The organism is Roseibaca sp. Y0-43 (assembly GCF_020667835.1).
Lineage (GTDB): Bacteria > Pseudomonadota > Alphaproteobacteria > Rhodobacterales > Rhodobacteraceae > Roseinatronobacter.
Genome location: NZ_JAFMPR010000002.1, coordinates 112,041 through 130,182 on the forward strand (window position 1 = coordinate 112,041; position 18,142 = coordinate 130,182).

Annotated in this window: 17 protein-coding genes and 1 tRNA gene; 6 read left to right on the forward strand and 12 right to left on the reverse strand. The window is 63.8% G+C overall.

Translation table 11 applies throughout. The features are described 5' to 3' along the window. Window positions 1-49: 49 nt before the first annotated feature. The 3 genes from proS to J1C52_RS02855 all read right to left on the reverse strand — a co-directional run bounded on the left by proS (window position 50) and on the right by J1C52_RS02855 (window position 3,076). Entirely contained in the window at window positions 50-1,390 is a 1,341-nt protein-coding gene (gene proS / locus J1C52_RS02845; RefSeq protein WP_227426415.1) for a proline--tRNA ligase, read from the reverse strand. A gap of 70 nt (window positions 1,391-1,460) precedes the next feature. Next, on the reverse strand, window positions 1,461-2,057 hold the full coding sequence (locus tag J1C52_RS02850; RefSeq protein ID WP_227426416.1) for a VOC family protein: 597 nt from the start codon (window positions 2,055-2,057) through the stop codon (window positions 1,461-1,463). 125 nt (window positions 2,058-2,182) lie between these two features. Continuing rightward, window positions 2,183-3,076 (reverse strand): phosphoadenosine phosphosulfate reductase, encoded by an 894-nt coding sequence (locus J1C52_RS02855; protein WP_227426417.1) that lies wholly within the window; start codon window positions 3,074-3,076, stop codon window positions 2,183-2,185. Between the two features lie 447 nt (window positions 3,077-3,523). Here J1C52_RS02855 and J1C52_RS02860 point away from each other — a divergent pair, with 447 nt between their 5' ends. Both J1C52_RS02860 and J1C52_RS02865 read left to right on the forward strand, forming a co-directional pair. Then, on the forward strand, window positions 3,524-4,522 hold the full coding sequence (locus tag J1C52_RS02860; protein WP_227426418.1) for a hypothetical protein: 999 nt from the start codon (window positions 3,524-3,526) through the stop codon (window positions 4,520-4,522). Between the two features lie 130 nt (window positions 4,523-4,652). Further along, window positions 4,653-5,021, forward strand: a complete 369-nt coding sequence (locus tag J1C52_RS02865) for a DUF6746 family protein (protein WP_227426419.1) — start codon at window positions 4,653-4,655, stop codon at window positions 5,019-5,021. 35 nt (window positions 5,022-5,056) lie between these two features. Here the strand turns inward: J1C52_RS02865 and rimO are convergent, their stop codons facing one another. The 7 genes from rimO to fabI form a co-directional block, all read right to left on the reverse strand. Then, on the reverse strand, window positions 5,057-6,442 hold the full coding sequence (gene rimO / locus J1C52_RS02870; RefSeq protein ID WP_227426420.1) for a 30S ribosomal protein S12 methylthiotransferase RimO: 1,386 nt from the start codon (window positions 6,440-6,442) through the stop codon (window positions 5,057-5,059). 43 nt (window positions 6,443-6,485) lie between these two features. Further along, entirely contained in the window at window positions 6,486-7,448 is a 963-nt protein-coding gene (locus J1C52_RS02875) for a class I SAM-dependent methyltransferase (RefSeq protein ID WP_227426421.1), read from the reverse strand. Between the two features lie 22 nt (window positions 7,449-7,470). Next, window positions 7,471-8,997 carry an anthranilate synthase component I gene (gene trpE / locus J1C52_RS02880; protein ID WP_227426422.1) on the reverse strand — a complete coding sequence of 509 codons (1,527 nt, stop codon included), beginning with the start codon at window positions 8,995-8,997 and terminating at the stop codon, window positions 7,471-7,473. 3 nt (window positions 8,998-9,000) lie between these two features. Then, a complete protein-coding gene (locus J1C52_RS02885) occupies window positions 9,001-10,848 on the reverse strand; it encodes a SurA N-terminal domain-containing protein (protein WP_227426423.1) in 1,848 nt (615 codons plus the stop codon). A gap of 91 nt (window positions 10,849-10,939) precedes the next feature. Further along, window positions 10,940-11,704, reverse strand: a complete 765-nt coding sequence (locus tag J1C52_RS02890; RefSeq protein ID WP_227426424.1) for a MipA/OmpV family protein — start codon at window positions 11,702-11,704, stop codon at window positions 10,940-10,942. 84 nt (window positions 11,705-11,788) lie between these two features. After that, window positions 11,789-12,292: a xanthine phosphoribosyltransferase gene (gpt, locus tag J1C52_RS02895; RefSeq protein WP_227426425.1), complete on the reverse strand. Its 504-nt coding sequence runs from the start codon at window positions 12,290-12,292 to the stop codon at window positions 11,789-11,791. A 3-nt stretch (window positions 12,293-12,295) separates the two neighbouring features. Then, entirely contained in the window at window positions 12,296-13,117 is an 822-nt protein-coding gene (fabI, locus tag J1C52_RS02900; RefSeq protein WP_227426426.1) for an enoyl-ACP reductase FabI, read from the reverse strand. Between the two features lie 178 nt (window positions 13,118-13,295). Here fabI and pdxH point away from each other — a divergent pair, with 178 nt between their 5' ends. From pdxH to J1C52_RS02920, 4 genes are all read left to right on the forward strand, one after another. After that, window positions 13,296-13,901, forward strand: coding sequence for a pyridoxamine 5'-phosphate oxidase (pdxH, locus tag J1C52_RS02905; RefSeq protein ID WP_227426427.1), 606 nt, complete (start codon window positions 13,296-13,298; stop codon window positions 13,899-13,901). A 101-nt stretch (window positions 13,902-14,002) separates the two neighbouring features. After that, the gene (locus J1C52_RS02910; protein WP_227426428.1) at window positions 14,003-14,530 is read left to right on the forward strand and encodes a cold-shock protein; all 528 of its coding nucleotides are present in this window, start codon (window positions 14,003-14,005) and stop codon (window positions 14,528-14,530) included. Then, the gene (locus J1C52_RS02915; protein ID WP_370633225.1) at window positions 14,523-15,020 is read left to right on the forward strand and encodes a DUF192 domain-containing protein; all 498 of its coding nucleotides are present in this window, start codon (window positions 14,523-14,525) and stop codon (window positions 15,018-15,020) included. Before J1C52_RS02910 ends, J1C52_RS02915 begins: the two co-directional genes overlap by 8 nt. 114 nt (window positions 15,021-15,134) lie before the next feature. Then, a tRNA-Pro gene (locus J1C52_RS02920) sits at window positions 15,135-15,211 on the forward strand. 74 nt (window positions 15,212-15,285) lie between these two features. Here J1C52_RS02920 and J1C52_RS02925 read toward each other — a convergent pair. Continuing rightward, complete coding sequence (locus tag J1C52_RS02925) at window positions 15,286-16,116, reverse strand: transferrin-binding protein-like solute binding protein (protein ID WP_227426430.1); 831 nt, start codon at window positions 16,114-16,116, stop codon at window positions 15,286-15,288. A 115-nt stretch (window positions 16,117-16,231) separates the two neighbouring features. Next, window positions 16,232-18,112, reverse strand: a complete 1,881-nt coding sequence (locus tag J1C52_RS02930; RefSeq protein WP_227426431.1) for an acyl-CoA synthetase — start codon at window positions 18,110-18,112, stop codon at window positions 16,232-16,234. Between the last annotated feature and the right edge of the window lie 30 nt (window positions 18,113-18,142).

Below are 18,142 nucleotides of genomic sequence, written 5' to 3' on the forward strand. Positions count from 1 at the left end.
TGACAAATTGACATTAAAAAACCCGCCCAAGTGGCGGGTTTTTAGTGTTTTATACGTTTGCGTATATCTGGGCCAAACGGTCCAGCGCCGCCTCTGGCGACATCTCTTCGCTTTCGCCCGTGCGGCGCGAGGTGAGTTCCACGACACCCTTTTCCAACCCGCGCGGGCCAACGGTAATCCGCCATGGCAGGCCGATCAGGTCCATCGTTGCGAATTTCGCGCCCGCGCGTTCCGAGCGGTCGTCGTAAAGCGGCTCCAACCCCGTGGCGCTCAGGGCTTTATACAGGTTTTCACAGGCCGCGTCCGCCGCCGTGTCGCCCTGTTTCAGGTTCACGATCCCGCAATGGAAGGGGGTGACACCTTCGGGCCAGATGATGCCCTTGTCATCGTGGCTTGCTTCGATGATCGCGCCCAGCAGGCGCGAAACGCCAATCCCGTGGCTGCCCATATGCACCGGCACGCGGCTGCCATCGGGGGTGACGACGGTCGCGCCCATCGCCTCGGAATACTTGGTGCCGAAATAGAAGATCTGGCCCACCTCGATCCCGCGCGCGGAGCGGCGTCGTGCTTCGGGCACTTGGCTGTGGAACAGCGCCTCGTCATGGGTTTCATCCGTGCGGGCGTAGCGCGAGGTGAATTCCTCCAGCACCGCCTGACACGCTGCCACGCTGTCATAATCCACCGCGCGGTCGCCGAATTTCAGGTCGGTAATCTCGCTGTCATAGAACACCTCCGACTCGCCCGTTTCGGCCAGCACTAGGAATTCATGCGTGTAATCGCCACCGATCGGGCCACCATCGGCGCGCATCGGGATGGCTTGCAGGCCCATGCGTTCATAGCTGCGCAGGTAGCTGACAAGGTGGCGGTTATAGGCGTGAAGCGCCGCGTCCTTGTCGATGTCGAAATTATAGCCGTCCTTCATCAGGAATTCGCGGCCGCGCATCACGCCGAAACGCGGGCGCACCTCGTCGCGGAATTTCCACTGGATGTGATACAGCGTCAGCGGCAAATCCTTGTAGCTGCCGACATGGCTGCGGAAGATGTCGGTAATCAGCTCTTCATTGGTCGGACCATATAGCATGTCGCGGTCATGCCGGTCCTTGATGCGCAGCATTTCCTGACCGTAATCGTCATAGCGCCCGCTTTCGCGCCACAGATCGGCCGATTGCAGCGTGGGCATCAGCATCGGGATATGGCCCGCGCGGATTTGTTCCTCGTGCACGATCTGCTCGATGCGCTTGAGAACCTTGTAGCCCAAGGGCAGCCACGAATAGATGCCGGCGCTCGCCTGTTTTATCATGCCCGCGCGCAGCATCAGCCGGTGGCTGACGATCTGCGCCTCGGACGGGGTTTCCTTCAGCACGGGCAGGAAATAGCGGGTCAGGCGCATGGGTCGCGGTCCTTTGGCATCTGCGGTTTGCGCCCGGTGTAAGGCTTCGCAAAGGCAGGGGCAAGCGCCCTCAATACCCCTTCTTCGCGCCCCGGTCCGCGCTGAGCGACTGTTGCCGCCGCTCGACCAGCAGCTCTATCGCATCGGCCAAATGCTCGCGCTGGATGTTGCGGTCGCCGCGGGCCACGCGAATGCGGTGGGCTTCGATCATCACATCGGCATGGCGCGTGCCTTCGGGCGGCTCGAACCGGTAGCTGGCCAATTCGATGCGCAGGCCCAGCGGGTCGCGGAAATAGATCGAATCCATGAAGCCGCGATCCACGGGGCCGGAATGCTTGACACCGCGCGCATCCAGCCGCTTGGCCACCTGCCAGAAGCTGGCCTGCGACACGTTGAACGCCAGATGGTGCAGGCTGCCGGTATCTTCCGGCACCGCCTTGGGGTCTGGCTTGCGGTTTTCATTGGTGAAGATGGTTATCAGCCGCCCGTCGCCGGGGTCGAAATACAGATGCCCTTCGTCGGCATTGTCCAAATTGGGCTGGTCGAAGATAAACGGCATCCCCAGAACCCCTTCCCAGAACTCAATGGATGTCTGCCGATCCGCGCCGATCAGCGTGATGTGATGCACCCCTTGGGTCTGGATCTTGCGGAATTCAGTGTCGGACATGAGCGGACCTCCCTGTGAACCAGCGCTCAATATAGCCGCACCGGCGCGCGCTGTCCTGTTCATGGCCGCACAGGGTCTGTTTGACGCTGGGGCGGCGCTATCCTGAAGGGCCGGGGGGTGAGGCGTCAGGCGACCGGTTCAGCCAGTGCCTTGGCCGGGCGGCGGCGTTCCATCGCCCGGCGCGCGGCGATGGCGGTCAGGCCGGGGCGCTCGGTCTTGGCGATGGCATGGGTCAGCGCGCGCAGATAGGTCGGGTCGTCATGCCGCTTGCGCAACAGGTTCGCCGCTTTCAGCCCCGTCAGACGCCCGACGGCGGCCAGTTCGATCAACGGCGTCAACAGCCCCATCCGGGCCAGCGCCTGCGGGGTCGGGCCAAAAAGGTTGGGGCTGCGGATCATATGCACGAAGGGGCGGCGGAACAGGGCCGCGTGCATCGAATCTTCTGTCTGCGCGGGGTCATACAGCACAAAGGCGTTGCGGCTGCCGTCAAGCATATCGGGCGCGAAACCGAAGCGCGTGCGGAAATCCAGCCGCCGCGCCCAAGTGAAGCGGTGGTCCCAAGGGGCGATCTCTGGGTCAATCGTGGCTTGCGGGGCAATGGCCAGCACTGTTGCGCCCGGTGCCGTGAGGCTAAAGGCGCAAGCTGCATATCCCGCCATGCCCGCGCCATAGAACAGCACCCGCTTGAAGCTTTCGAAAAACCCTTCGTCGATCTGCGCGTCGAAGAAATCCAGCACCTCGCGGTCACGATACCAGCGCGGCGCGCGCGCGATCAGGCCCAGATGCGACCAGCCATGCGCCTCGGCCACCAGCAGGCCAAGGGGCTTGTGGTCTGGCCCGGTGGCGCGGCAGTCCGCGATGGTTTCGAAACTGACGATGAGCGTGTCGTCCCCATCGGCAAAAAACGCCGCGTGATGGGCGCCCAGCGGCGTGAAACAGCCCAGCTCATCGCCCAGTTCATCCAGACGGGCCAGCCATTCGGCCTCTGTGCGCGCGGTGGAAAGGTCAATGTCGCTCATCGCTGTCCTGCCGGTTTCGAGTGGCTGCAAACCTACAGAGCGCCCGGTCATGGCGCAAATGGCATATGGCCGTGGCGGGGCAAGATCGTGTCAAATTCGGGGCGCACGGGGGCCGCTGTTCCGCAATCTTGGTCAATCGCGCGCCAAGGCGGCTATTGTTGCGGTTTCGGGGCGGTATGCGCGCCAATGCGGTCTTGATCCAGATCAAGGCAAGACCGCTGGATAGATCATATAGATATACATGTTTTCGACAGAGTGGTCGGGAACACTTTCCTCCCTGTCCCGCCGACGCGCGGGTGACTGACCCGCCCGGATTGGGCGGGTTTTTTCTGGGTGGCTTTCTGGACCATTCGGCAACGCAAAGCCGTGATCCGCAGTAGGTTGCGGGTTGTTGCCGCGCACGCCGCACGGCATAGTCAGGCCCAAGGGCAGAGGACATCCCAAGGCATGACACAGGCAGGCATCCGTTACCGCATCGGCACCGCATGGCGCAGGCTGGCCTGTGCGGCGCTGCTGGCCGTGGGGCTGACGGGTGGTCTGGCCGCGCAAAACACGCCAGAGGAGCGGCAGGCCGCGATTGCCGAATGGTTGGAAGGCAGCGAGCTGGACGGGTTGCGCGCCTTGGCCGGGCTTGCGCGCGCGGGTGATACCGACGCGCAGCTTTTCCTTGGTCTGGTCGACAAGTCGACGGAATTGCAGGGGCCGGCGGTCGCGGCCCTGACCCGCGCCGAGCGGCTGGAGCTTTTGCGCGCCCCCGGCGGCATGTCGGGGCGCAGCTGGGTCGATGTGGCGGCAGCCGGGGGCGACCCGTTGGCACAGGCGTGGCGCGATCTGTGGTCGATGCAGGCCAGTCTGGACACCGCCGAAACCTTCGCCCGCGCGCAAGAGCCGCGTGCGCTGGCAGAGGCCTTGCTGACGCTTGTCAAACGGCAGGATACCGGCTTTGCGCCGGATGTTCTGGCGCGCGACTGGTATCCGCCCGCCTTGCTGATGCTGTCCGAAACCCGCGTGCTGCGCGAGCACGACGCGGCGCGGCTGCATCCGGGCGATCCGCAGCAGCGCTTTGGTCCCAATGGCGCGCCACAGGCACAGGCCTTGCAAGACTGGCTGGCGCATTCCACGCCCGCCTTGCCGCTTCGCGCGGTCTGCGCGGCGCAATGCGCGGCCACGCAAGCATCTTGCGTGATGGCGCTTTACACAGCGCTTGGCGATTACGAGGCGCTCGTGACCTTGGGCAGCCCCGTGGCCGCGCTGGTCCCAGATGCCGTCTTTGCCGAAAGCCCGCGGGGGCAGGCGGCGCTGGCGCGGCGGATCATGCTGATGCGGTCGACCCGAATGCGCGAGGCCGAGCGCCAGAAGCTGACAGAGGTCGATGCCTGCGCGGCCGATTGGCTGGCGGTGCAATACGACGCCTACACGATGCGAAAACTCCCCGCGCCAGAGTGATCTTAAACGCGCCTGCTTTAGCGATTGCGGGGCCATATAAAACCTGATAAAAACACTCAGGTTAGCGCAGCCAAGGGCATCGGTTCCAGCCACGTCTGACATGAACCGACAGCTTGAAAGGATCCTGCGCATGAAACATGCCGCTTTCGTCGCCCTCGTGGCGTTCTCTCTCGTGCCCCCGGCGCTGGCCAGCGACACGGTCGATCACTACGCCCCGCAACCCTCTGCCACGCTGGAAGACGCCCTGGCCAATTTCACAAGCCACAACGCGCATCTGGCGGAAATTCTGGGCAAGCCCGACCTCTCCGCCGATGACATGGAAGACATCCACCAGCTGACCTATACGCTGGAAGATGCGCTGGCCAAGATGATCGCGGAAAGCACCGCGATCGCGGTGCAGTTGGAAATCGTGCACCATTGGTCCGAAAGCACGAATGCCGCGCGGCTGAAAGAGCACGCCCAAAGCTACCTGGAGATGGCCGGGAAACTCGTCCGATAGATAGGGTGGCGGGGCGCTCTGCTCCCCGCGCCCCTTTACCCGTGATCGGCCCGCGTGCCCCACAGGTCATAGTCCCCGGCCTCGTCCACCTCGACCGTGGCAATGTCGCCGGGGGCCAGCCCCTCGGTCCCGTCGTCGATGAAAAGGTTGCCGTCGATTTCGGGCGCGTCGGCCTTGGTGCGGCAGGTGGCGATGCCGTCCTCGTCGATCTCGTCGACGATGACCTGCATCACTTGTCCTACCTTGGCGGCCAGTTTTGCCGCGGAAATGGCTTGGGCCTTTTGCATGAAGCGTTCCCAGCGCTCTGCCTTCACCTCGTCGGGCACATGGTCGGGCAGGGCATTGGCGCGTGCGCCATCGACGTTTTCATACTGAAAGCAACCCACGCGGTCGAGCTGCGCCTCGTCCAGCCAATCCAGAAGCGTCTGGAATTCCGCTTCCGTCTCTCCCGGATAGCCGACGATGAAGGTCGAGCGCAGGGTGATGTCGGGACAGATGTCGCGCCATGCCGCGATATGGTCCAGCGTGCGCTCGGCATGGGCGGGGCGCGCCATGCGCTTGAGCGTGTCGGGATGGGCGTGCTGGAACGGAATATCCAGATAGGGCAGCACCAAGCCATCGGCCATAAGCGGGATCAGCTCGCGCACATGCGGGTAAGGGTAGACGTAATGCAGCCGCACCCATGTGCCCAAAGACCCCAGATCGCGCGCCAGATCGGTGATATGGGCGCGGTGGCCGCGCTCTTCGGCATGTTTCAGGTCCACGCCATAGGCAGAGGTATCCTGAGAGATCACCAGCAATTCGCGCACGCCCGCATCGACCAGCCGCTCCGCCTCGCGCAGCACCGCATGGGCGGGGCGGCTGACCAGACGCCCGCGCATGTCGGGGATGATGCAGAACTTGCACTTGTGGTTGCAACCCTCTGAAATCTTTAGGTAGCTGTAATGCCGGGGCGTCAGGCTGACGCTGCTGGCGGGCAGCAGGTCGATGAAGGGATCGGGGCTTGGCGGCACTGCCTTGTGCACGGCATCAAGCACCTGCTCATATTGGTGCGGCCCGGTCACGGCCAGCACCTTGGGGTGCGCCCCGGTGATGTAGTCGGGCTCTGCCCCCAGACAGCCGGTCACGATCACGCGGCCATTCTCGGCCAAGGCTTCGCCAATCGCATCGAGGGATTCCGCCTTGGCGCTGTCCAGAAAGCCGCAGGTGTTCACGATTACCGCATCCGCGCCGGCATAATCGGGGCTGATCGCGTAGCCCTCGGCGCGCAGGCGGGTCAGGATGCGTTCGCTATCGACCAACGCCTTGGGGCAGCCAAGGCTGACCATGCCGATGGTCGGCTGGTTGGGGCGCGGGGCTGCGTCGCGCAATTGCGCGCGCGGGGCGAGATCGGGGCGAAGCGAGGGCGGGTTTTGCGACATGCGCGCCATATAGTCCCGCAGGCGCGCACAGGGAAGCGAAAACCTAGCGCGGCTTTTCCGCCATCAGCACCGAATAGGTGATCGCGCCCATCGTGTCGCCAGAGTTCGGCCCGGCCCCTTCGATCATGTAAGGGCCGACCAGCCCCGCCACCGCGTTGCGGATCAGGTATTTCGGCATGACATGTTTCAGCACGCGGTATTTCCAAGAGCGGAAGAACTTGGCCGCGCGGTTGTGCAAATAGCGCATCCCGGCGATGGATTGGTCGGTCAGGTCTTCGCTGCGCAAGACCACCAGCCCCGCGCGGGTCAGGGCCGCTTCCCACGCCTCTATCATGTGAAAGCCGCCGGTCACGGCGGTCGTCACCTCGAACAGGCGCGCGGCGGTGCGCACGTCTTCGGGGGCGGCGTCGAAATCGGCGCGGCGAAAGCCGTCATACATCACGAAGCGCCCGCCCGGTGCCATCGCGCCCGCGATCTGCGCCGCGACCGCGTCCAGATCTTCGGCATAGCACAGTGTTTCCAGCCCAAAGACCACATCCGCGCCGTGCAGATCCGCCGGTATATCGGTGTAGCTGCCTTGCCGGAACGTCGCGTTGGGCAGATGGCCCGCGTCTTTGTTGGCCGTCTTGACGTGATGCTCCATCAGGTCCAGCCCGGTGAACTGCACATCCGGATGATCGGGGGCAAGGGCTATGGTGTTGAACCCCATGCCGCTGCCAAGTTCCAGCACGCTTGTGCCCTGCACCTGCCGGATCTGATACGCCACGTCGCGGATCTGGGCGAAATACCCGTCGGCGGTGTAAACCCCGTCGGGGTTCAGCGCCATGTGCATACAGCCTTTTTCCGAATGCACGCGTTTGTAGCCCGGCTCTGACTGCACGTAATAGGGCTTCAGGATGTCCGTGCCCTCATCGGCCAGAATGGCGTCAATGCCGAAGACACGGTCGACATGGGCCAAGGCCTCTGGCAGGGGCATGGCGAAGGGCGTGGTCTTGGCATGGGGCATGGGGCTTGTCCTTCCGGCTGTTTTAGCCGTTGCCGCGCGCGAAGCGCCCGGCTTCTTCCGCCGCGCGGCGCAGGGCGCGGGACTTGTTCACGGTTTCCTCGTATTCGGCTTGCGGGTCGCTGTCATAGACCACACCGCCCCCGGCCTGAATGTAAAGCGTCTGGTCCTTCAGAACGGCAGTGCGCAGGCAGATGCACATGTCCATCTCGCCCCCGGCCGAAAAATAGCCCGCGCCGCCGCCATAGACGCCGCGCTTTTCCGGCTCCAGCTCGTCAATGATCTCCATCGCGCGGACCTTGGGCGCACCGCTGACCGTGCCGGCGGGCAGACCTGCCAGCAGGGCAGAGAGCGCATCCTGTCCCTCGGCCAATTCGCCCACCACGTTCGAGACGATATGCATGACGTGGCTATAGCGTTCGATCACGAATTCCTCTGTCGGGCGCACGGTGCCGATGCGGGCGACACGGCCCACATCGTTGCGGCCCAGATCCAGCAGCATCAGGTGTTCGGCCAGCTCTTTCTGGTCGGCCAAAAGGTCTGCCTCATGCGCGCGGTCTTCCTCGGGCGTCGCCCCTCTGGGGCGGGTGCCCGCGATGGGGCGGATCGTCACCTCGCCATCGCGCAGCCGCACCAGAATTTCCGGGCTGGCCCCGATCACCTGAAACGGGCCATCCGACAGTGCGAAATCGAAATAGAACATGAAGGGCGAGGGGTTCATCCGCCGCAACGAACGATAGAGCGCGAAGGGTGGCAGCGCAAAACGCTGCGACCAGCGTTGCGAGGGCACGACCTGAAAAATGTCGCCCGCGCGGATGTAATCCTTGGCCTTCTCGACCGCCGCAAGATAGTCGGCCTTGGCGAAATTCGACACAGGCGCGCCGATGGGGGCGTCGGCCTCTGTCAATTCGCGGGGCGTGCCGGGCAGGGCGCGTTCCAGATCGCGCACGGCATCCATCACGCGTTCGGCAGCCTGCGCATAGGCCGCGCGCGCGGGCAGGCCGCTGGCCGCCCAAGCGGGTGCGACGACGATCACCTCGCCCTTCACCCCGTCCAGCACCGCGACGACCGAGGGGCGCAGCATCAGCGCATCGGGCGCGCCGATGGGGTCGGGATTCACATTCGGCAGGTGCTCGACCAGCCGGATCATGTCATAGCCCAGGTAGCCGAACAGCCCCGCGCAGGCGGCGGGCAGGTCGTCGGGAATGTCGATGCGCGATTCGGCCAGAAGCGCGCGCAGACTGTCCAACGGCGCTGTGTCCTGATCTTCCCATGCCTCTGGGTCAAACCGCGCTTGACGGTTCAACCGCGCAGCCGTGCCCCGGCACTGCCAGACGAGATCGGGTTTCATGCCGATGATCGAATAGCGCCCGCGCACCTCGCCCCCGGTCACGGATTCGAGGATGAAACTGTCACGCGCCCCGCCCGCAAGTTTCAGGTAAAGCGAGACGGGCGTATCCAGATCGGCGGCCAGCCGCATATAGACAAGCTGGTTCTCGCCGCGGGCCCAGGCGGCCTCGAACCGGTCGAATTCGGGGGTGAGGGTGGCCATGGCTCAGAAGCTCTGCTGCACGGCGTCGATCATCTGCTGGTTCAGCTGGATCGGCTGCCCTTCGCGCAAGGCCGAGCTGAAATAGCCGAACAGATCCTGCGTGTAGCTTTGGGTGATCTGCGCTTCCAGCGCGCGACGGATCTGCTCTGTGCTGTCCAGACCGGGGTCAGGGGCCGCGACCGCGTGCAATTGCACCAGATGCACGCGCGTGCCTTCTGACACGATGCTGAGCGCGCCCTCGTCCAGCGCGAAGGCTTCGGTCAGAACCGCGCGCGGCAGGTCGGGCACCGGGTCGGTGCGCGACAGGTCGGCAAAACGCAGGCTGTCCAGCCCCAGCGCGTCAATCGCGGTGCCGCCCTCGACCTCTGCGCGCAGGGTTTGGGCCTGCGCCATCAGGCGCTCTTCGATCTGGGCGTTTTGCCAATCCTGCACCACTTGCGTGCGAATCTCGTCCAGCGGGCGCGGGGCTTCAGGCAGCTCTTCCACCAGTTCCAGCGCGAACATGCCCCCATCGGCGAGGATGGTGATCTCGGCGAAATCGCCGGCCTGAATGCTGGCGGCGGCCTCGCGGAACTCGTCATAGGCGGCGATGCCCTCTTGGGTGCCGGGGCGCCAGTCGATCTGGCCCGCCTGCATCTCTGTTTCCTCGGCCAGTTGCGCGACACTCGCGCCACCGGCAAGCAGGTCTTCATAGAGGTCCAGATTGTCACCCAGCACGCGGCGCGCACGGTCCATCAACACCTCGTCGCGCAATTCGTCGCGCGCCTCCTCGAAACTGGTTTCGCGCGCGGCCAAAATCGCGTTCATGCGAAAGATCGCCGGGCCAAGATCGGTCTGGACCGGGCCGGCAATGCCCGGCTCTGTCAGCGCGAAAACGGCGTCGCCGGCTTCTTCGAGTGTCTCTTGGGTGACATCGCCCAGATCGGTGTCATCCAGCGACAGGCCACGCTCGGCGACGATGACCTCGAATGTGGCCTCGCCCGATGCGATGCGTGCGACGGCGGCTTCTGCGGCGTCCATGTCCGGAAGGATCAGCCGCTCGACCAAACGGCGCTCGGGCTGGCGGTATTGCGCCGCGCGCGCGTCATAGGCGGCGCGCAGCTCTGCCTCGTCGGCGTCCAGCGTGTCGAGTAGCATTTCGGGCGTTATCCACGCGTAGTCCAGCCGCTTCCCGGCGGGCTGGGTATAGCGGTCGATATTGCCGTCGTAATAGGCGGTCAGCGCCGCGTCATCCGGCTGGCCCACGGGGCTGTCCAGATCGTCCACGCCCAAGCTGAGCACAGTGAAGTCGCGCGTCTGGCCCTGGTAGTTCAACAGCGGCGCGACCAGCCCCTCGGGGGCGCTTGCCCCGCCGATGGCGGCCAGTTGCAGGATGGAACGTGCGATTTCCCCGCGGATAGAGGTTTCGAATTCGGCTTCTGTCAGGCCAGAGTTTTGCAGCGCGAAGCGGTAGGCTTCGCGGTCGAAACTGCCATCAAGCCCCTGGAAATTCGGGATGGCGACAATCTCGGCCTGCACGGTCGGGTCGCCCACGGACACGCCCAAGCGCTCGGCCTCTGTGTCCAGCACGGCGCGGTCGATCAATTGCTCCAGTGCGCGCTGGTCCAGACCGAAAAGCCGCGCCTGTTCCATGGTGATGGGCTGACCAAGCTGCGCTTGCAGCGCGCGCAGGTCGTTTTGCAGCGTGCGCGCGTAGTCATCGGCGGTGATGTCGCGCGTGCCCACCGTGCCGATGGTCTGCCGCGCGGTGCCGAAGCCTTCGACGCCAAAGCCCAGCAGGCTGAGCGCCAGAAGACCCATCAGCAGACCGGCGCCAAGTTTCTTGCCCTTGGAATTCTTCTTCGACGACATGCACGCACTCTCGATCAGCGAGGAAAAGTTGTTTGCGCCTGTCTAGAGAATGCGCGGGGCAGGGGCAAGCACTGCCCGCGCCCCGATTGCCTTAGAAACGCAGGTTGAAATGCCGTGTCAGCCCGATTTCGGCGCTGATCTGGTCGCGGCTGCCTTGGGCCACGATGGGCGAGCGCGCCGCATCGCCGCGCAGACGGTCATAGCGCAGCGTGCCGGTCAGGCCCCAATCCGCGCCCAGCGGTTGGTAAGCGCCCATTTCAAAGCCCACCGAATACACCCCGCCCGACGCGGTGTAGGCTGCAAGGCCAGAGGCGATGGATTCCGCCGGTGTGACCCCGAAATAGGTGTTGGTAAAGCGGCCAGAGCCGAATTCGGCGCGCGGGCCGGCATTCAGCACCAGACCGCTTGGCGCGCGGTAAATCAGGTTTCCGCCAAGCTCGCCCGTAATGCCCTTGTGACCGACAACGCCATAACGCAGATCCGCAAAGACCTGCCACATATCGGCGGTGTAATGCGCGCCGATCCCCAGTTCCAGCGCGGCATCGACGTCGTTCATGCCCGCCAGCTCGTTCACGCCCTCACGCTCGCCAATGAAGCGGAACGAGCCGCGCAGCCCGGCACCGGGCGCAAAGACGCGCGGGCCGTCCGGGTCGCCCAGCTGCGTGCCGCCGAAGCGCAACCCCTGAAACCCGAAGCTGATGGCGGGCGACACGCCATAGCCGGAAGCGCCGAAATAGTCGGGCGCAACCCGCGCGCCGCCGGTCAGCGAAAACGACAAGGCATTCTCTTGCGCGGCAAGCGGCGTGGCACAGGCCATGGCCGTGGCGGCAAGGACAAGGCGGGTCAGGCGCGGCATGACGACTCCTTCACTGGTGATGGCCGACAGATGGCGCATTCCAGCCCGGAGTCTAGTCACAACTGGTTTAGCCGCGCTTAACGCTCAGGTGCCGCGATAGGGTTCGACATATTGCAGCGCCATATCCCACGGAAAGAAGATCCATGTATCCTGGCTGACTTCGGTGATGAAGCTGTCGACCATCGCGCGGCCCTGCGGCTTGGCGTAGACGGTCGCGAAATGCGCCTTGGGATACATCTTGCGCACCAGTTCCAGCGTTTTGCCGGTATCGACCAGATCGTCGATGATCAGCACGCCCTCGCCATCCGCGCCCATGATCTCGGCCTGTGGCGCTTTCAAAACCTGCGCTTCGGCCTGCGTCTGGTGGCTGTAGGATTTCACGCTGATCGTGTCGACCACGCGAATGTCCAGCTCGCGCGCGATAATCATTGCGGGCGCCAGACCGCCGCGCGTAATGGCGACCACGGCGCGCCAGTCGCCGCCATCGGGGCCGTGTTTGTCCAGCCGCCATGCCAGCGCGCGGCTGTCACGGTGGATCTGGTCCCAAGAGATATGGAAGCCTTTTTCATGGGGCAAACGGTCAGACATGGCTCAGGCGTCCTTCTTGCCGGTGACAACGTCGATATCGGGCGCATCGACCGCTTTCATGCCCACGACATGATAGCCCGCATCGACATGCAGGTTCTCGCCCGTGGTGCCGCTGCCCAGATCGGAGAGCAGGTAAAGCGCGGCCTTGCCGACCTCTTCCTGCGTCACGTTGCGGCGGAGCGGCGAGTTCAACTCGTTCCACTTCATGATATAGCGGAAATCGCCGATGCCGCTTGCCGCCAGCGTCTTGATCGGTCCGGCGCTGATGGCATTGCAGCGAATGCCGTCCTTGCCCAGATCCTCGGCAATGTATTTGACCGACGCTTCCAGCGCCGCCTTGGCCACGCCCATGACGTTGTAATGCGGCATGACCTGTTCGGCACCGTAATAGGTCATGGTCAGCAGGCTGCCGCCCTCGGGCATGAGTTTCGCGGCGCGGGCGCAGACGGCGGTGAAGGAATAGACAGAGATGTCCATCGTCATGTTGAAATTGTCGCGGCTGGTGTCGACATAGCGGCCGCGCAATTCGGATTTGTCAGAAAAGCCAATGGCATGGACGACGAAGTCAATCTTGCTCCACAGCTTTTCAAGCCCTTCGAACAGCGCATCGACAGACGCCATGTCGGTCACGTCGCATTCGAACAGATGCGGCGTGCCAAGGCTTTCGGCCAAGGGCAGCACGCGTTTTTTCAGCGCGTCGCCCTGGTAGCTGAAGGCCAGTTCCGCGCCGTGATCGGCCAGAATTTTGGCAATGCCCCAAGCGATGGATTTGTCATTCGCAAGGCCCATAATCAGGCCACGTTTGCCGCTCATCAACGCTGACATGGTGCTGCTCCTAGAAAAACGTGGGAAAGCATTAGGCCATAGTCCGAAAGCCTGCAAGGTTCGCTTTGGCGAAATGGTCGGGCAGCGGTTGCCTTGGGCCGGGCATATGTTACATGTTAACACGGTCAGAATGCCGCAGGGCTGCGGCGGGGCCGTGAGTTAACGACAAGAGGGACATGTGAGCGAGCGGGATGGAATTTTTGCCGGGCAATCGCCCTTCGAGATCGCCCGCCGCTGGCTGGCCGAAGCCGACCCGCTGGAGCCGAACGACCCCAATGCCATCGCCTTGGCGACGGTCGATCCGCAAGGAATGCCGAATGTGCGGATGGTCCTGTTGAAGGACATCCTCGATGATGGCTTTGTCTTCTACACCAATTACACCAGCGCCAAGGGCCGCGAGATAGAGGCCAGCGGCACGGCGGCTTTCGTGCTGCACTGGAAATCCTTGCGTCGTCAAATCCGGGTGCGGGGCCACACCTCACGTTATGACGGGCCAGAGGCGGATGCCTATTACGCCTCGCGCTCGTTGAAAAGCCGGCTGGGGGCGTGGTCCTCGGCGCAGTCGCAACCGCTGGACTCGCGCACATCGCTCATGGCAGAGGTGGCGCGGCAAACGGCGCGTCACGGCACCAACCCGCCGCGGCCCCCGTTCTGGGGTGGCATAAGGATTGAGCCGGTCGAGATAGAGTTCTGGGCCGACGGCGCTTTCCGCTTGCACGACCGGTTTCAGTGGCGCAAGTCTGACCCCTCTGGTAATTGGTCGGTCACAAGGCTCGCTCCCTGAGCGGCACGATCAGAGTTTGTTTCAGCCTGCGTTCCCGGCTGCCCCCTTTACAGACACGAACGACTGCGCGTCGCGCGCCTATATGACGAGCGAGACCAAGGATGGCTTTCGAATACGACCCTGATGAAAAAGTGCAGGGAACTGTGAAATGGTTTGACCCGGCAAAGGGCTTCGGATTCCTGACCACGCATGAAGACGGGCCGGATATTTTGCTTCATGCCAATGCGCTGCGGAATTTCGGGCTAAGCTCTGTCTGCGACAATGCCCGGATGACCGTGGCCGTGCAAAAGACCGCGCGCGGCTACCAGGTGTCCGAGGTGTTCGCTGTGCTGCCGCCGCTGGACGAAAGTGCCGAAGGCGAGGCCGCATCCGAGCGCGCGCAGCTTGTGGACCGTTCGGTTCCGCTGGAACCTGCGCGCGTGAAATGGTTCGACAAGGTCAAGGGCTTTGGCTTTGCCAATTGCTTCGGCAAGCCGGAAGATGTTTTTGTTCATATGGAAACCCTGCGCCGTGCAGGACTGGCCGAATTGCTGCCCGGAGAGGCGATTGCCATTCGCGTGGTCGATGGCGAACGGGGCCGCATGGCCGCCCTGATCGAACCTTGGGAAGCCGCGCTGCATGATGACTAGGCGCGCGCTTTCCCTGCTGACCGCAGCATTGCTGGCGGTTCTGGCGCTGGCACCCGTCGCCCGCGCCGAGTGCGCGCCAGAGCGGGTGGATTTGCGCGGCGACTGGGGGCAGGCGCGTTTCTCGGTCGAAGTGGTCGACACGCCGGAAAGCCGCGCGCAAGGGTTGATGTTCCGCGAAAGCCTGCCGCGCTCTGCGGGGATGTTGTTCATCTATGAAGCGCCCACGCGCGCGTCTTTCTGGATGCGCAACACGCTGATCCCGCTGGATATGCTGTTCGTGGACCCGACCGGCATTGTCACCCATATCCACCACGAGGCCCGCCCGCTGGATGAAACCCCCATCCCCGGCGGAGACAATGTGTTGATGGTGCTGGAAGTGAATGGCGGTATGGCGCGCGCCATCGGCATAGAGGTGGGCAGCGAGCTGCGCCATCCCCGACTGGATCAAGCCACTGCCAGTTGGCCCTGCGAGGGCAGCGCGCCAAACTAGCGTGCCCTGCGCGACACCCTGTGCCTTGCACGCGCAAAACCGGGGCACAAAAAACCTGTGTAGTGGCCAATTCGCTCTTTTCAGCGCGGCACGGGCCGAGTAAAGCATCCCTGTCGGGGCGTGGCGCAGCCTGGTAGCGCGACGGTTTTGGGTACCGTAGGTCGTAGGTTCGAATCCTATCGCCCCGACCACCTGCTTTGAAAGCGACATGAAAAAACGCGCGCAAGCCCTTGGCTGCGCGCGTTTTTCTTGAGGAGGCCTTGGCTTATTCCAAACAGCCCGCCGTATCGCCCTGACAGGTCAGGAAGATACCGCTCATGCCGCCCTGGTCGTTGCCGAAATTGAAGATGCCCGCCGCTTCGTCGGCATTGGGGCCGTAAAACGCGCCGTGAATAGCCCCGCCGGCTTCCACGCCCTGGAACAGGATGACCGTGTCATCGGTCGAGGTGAATTGCCCGTTCGTCGCGTCGATGGTCAGGTTGTTGAAGCTGGCCGAGACACCGGTGCCGGCCCCCGTCGCGCCTTCGAACGCGCCGGAAATGCGCCCGGCGTTGAAATCGGCAAGCAGGCTTGCGGTGCCCGACATCAGCCCAGCTTCCTCGTTGGCCAGCCCATAACCCGCTTCGAAACGCCCGGTATAGCTGACCTGCCCCTCGGGCAACGCGACCGTCTGGTCCGCATGTTCTGGCAGCCCGCCATAGACAAGCTGGTTGTTGCTGACCAAGGCGCCGTTTTCCAGTTGCAGGATCGCGAAATTGCCGACGAAGGCGTAATTCCCGGCCAAGCGTTGCACCAGGGTGCCTTCGCCGCTGGTGCCTTCGGGGCCGCCGACGACCTGACAGCGCCCCATGGTTTGGTCCACGCACAGCACGGTCGTGCCTTCCATCGGGCCTTCGGTCATGGTCAGCATGATGCGGCCATCCTCGCCGCGCGAAATATCGGCGCGGGCTTCTTGAATGGTGCCGTTGGTGCCAAGGGTAAAGCTGTTGGGGGCCGCGACCGGGGCGGGCGCACCGCCGCCATCGCCACCGCCACCACAGGCCGCCAGCAACGCCGAACAGGCGACCGCAAACGCGGCTTTTGTCTGAATGCTCATGTTCTGCCTCAAGATTTTATATCTTTTGGCAGCAGAGTCTCAGGCCCGCGTCATCCTGTCAAGGCGCTGACGGCGCGGGGTTTTCTTTTGCCGCGCCGATGTTGCGGCAAAGACTCTATTTCGCGTCCCAAGGCAGGGCGAAGCGGTCAAGCGCGGCGATCAGCTTCGGGTCGTCGGGTGCATCGGTCAGGATTTGGGCGACAAGGCCACGTTTCTTGTCCTCGACCACATCGACCACGCTGGCATTCAGCCCCGCGTCTTCCAGCGTTGCATTTACCACGCGCGTGATGGCCTGTTTGCGCAGGTCGGGCTTGAACACCTTGCCGACGGCGGTTTTGGGCAGTTCGGGCAGCACCTCTATGTATTTCGGGATGGCTGCGCGTTCGGTGATGCGCGGAGTGGCGTGCTCGATCAACTCGTCCGCGCTGGCCTCTGCGCCCGCGATCAGCTCGACATAGGCGCAAGGAATTTCACCGGCCACCGCATCGGGCTGGCCGATCGCTCCGGCGAAGGCCACGGCCGGGTGCGTGAGCAGCGCTTCTTCGATCTCTGCGGGGTCAATGTTATGGCCGCCCCGGATAATCAGGTCTTTCTTGCGCCCGGTGATCCAGAGATAGCCATCGGCATCAAGACGCCCCAGGTCGCCCGTGCGCAGGAAGCGGCCCTCGGCGAACAGATCGGCGTTTTTCTCGGCCTCTGTATAGGTAGATCCTTCGAACACACCGGGCGACGAGATGCAGATCTCGCCCACCTCGTCGGTCGCGCATTCGACGAAGCCGCCTTGATCTTCGCGCAGGATGCGCACCTGCGTGTAGGGCAGGGGCAGGCCGACAGAGCCCACCTTCTTCATCCCGTCCACCGGGTTGCAGGACACAAGGCAGGTCGCTTCCGTCAGCCCGTAGCCTTCGGAAATCTGCACGCCGGTCGCGTCCTCGAAGCGGCGATAAAGCTCCTTCGGCAAGGGGGCAGAGCCGGAAATGCCGGTGCGCAGGCTGGAGACATCGGCATCGACCGGGCGCTGCATAAGCGCCGACAAAGCGGTCGGCACCGTTATCATGAAGGTCACGTTCCAGCGCTCGATCAGCTTCCAGAAATTGTCGAAAACACCATCGCCGCGATAGCCTTGCGGCGTGGGCAAGACCATATGCGCGCCGGACATAATGCAGCTCATCAGGATGGGGTAGGCGGCAAAGACATGGAACAGCGGCAGCGGGCACAAGAGCACGTCTTTCTCGGTGAACAGCATCTCTGCGCCCAGCCATCCGTTATAGATCATGCCGCCGAAGCGATGTTGCGCGACCTTGGGGGTGCCGGTGGTGCCGCCAGTGTGGAAGTAGGCGGCGACGCGGTCCAGCTCTGGCGTGGCGAAGGACAGCGCCTTGCTGCATTCGAACATGGCGGCGTTGAAATCCTGCACCTTGGCGTGGTGGTGCACCTCGACCTTGGGGCGGATCAACGGCACGATCCAGCTTTTGGGCGGCGACAGATGGCGCAGCAGGTCCACTTCCAGCACGTGCTTTACATCCGGCGCATAAGCCACGGCTTCGGCCACCTTTTGCGCCACGTCGGTTTTCGGAAAGGCGCGCAGCGTGACCACGACCTTGGCGCGTGTTTCGCGCAGGATGGCGGAAATCTTTTCAGGTTCCAGCAGCGGGTTGATCGGGTTCACCCGCCCCGCGGTCATGCCACCCAGAAGCGCGATCGCGGTTTCGTTCAGCGTGGGCAGCACATAGGCGATGGTGTCGTCTTCCTGCACCCCAAGGCTGCGAAACAGGTTTGCAGCTTGCGTCACGCGGCTGTGCAATTCGGCCCAAGACAGGGTTTCCGCGCGGGCCTTTGGGTCAGAGAATAACTGGAAAGAGATCGCGGGCCGGTTGCCCCACAGATCGCGGGCGCGGGTGATCGCCTGATAGACCGATGCCGGCATGGCGCGCGTGTCCCAAGTGCCCTCGGCCTCGACCGCGCGCACATCCTCTGCCGTTCGAAAATCCCGCATCCCTTCCCCCTCCCGTTCCGGTGCGTTCCG